At 36.4% G+C, this 527-nt stretch carries 1 protein-coding gene; it reads right to left on the bottom strand.

Going from position 1 to position 527, the window contains the following annotated elements:
* Positions 1-491 (bottom strand): hypothetical protein (locus PVV65_RS09925; RefSeq protein ID WP_273790048.1); only part of this gene is annotated, 491 nt, incomplete at its 3' end.
* Positions 492-527: the final 36 nt, after the last annotated feature.

Here is a 527-nt window from a genome sequence, read left to right as displayed (position 1 = left end):
GTTTTTCCACGAATTTCAAAATTACCAGAAATATTTACTTGATTGGAAATATATGCGTCGTCTAGAATTCTAATATCTCCAAAAATGCGTGCGTTATCACATATAACAGCCTTGCCATAAACACGGGCATTGCCATAAACAAAACCAAAAACTCGAGCTTTGTCGTAAACCAGTGCATTGTCAAAAATCTGCGCATTATATTCAACCCTAGCCTCTCCACAAACCTTGGCATTGTCGTAAACACACGCATTATCTGTAATTATTGCTCTTTCAAATATCTGTGCATTACCAAAAACCTTAGCATCATGACTAACTTTAGCTTTATACCAAATCCAACAGTCTCCTTCATGACTCAGGTTTTCTTCTTTTTCTACAAAGCCGCCTAGGTCACCTTTTTTAACATTTCTAAAGTCTCGTAATGCGCGAATGCGATAAACCTTACGCAAATAAATTTCATCTATTTCATCAGTCAGTTCGTATTTCTTTTCCATAGTGACAGCCTCTTAATGCATGCTTTGTCTTTTAAG

Origin of the sequence: Bartonella sp. ML70XJBT (genome assembly GCF_028618425.1) — a bacterium.
Lineage (GTDB): Bacteria > Pseudomonadota > Alphaproteobacteria > Rhizobiales > Rhizobiaceae > Bartonella.
This window is presented reverse-complemented; position numbering and strand designations above follow the sequence as displayed.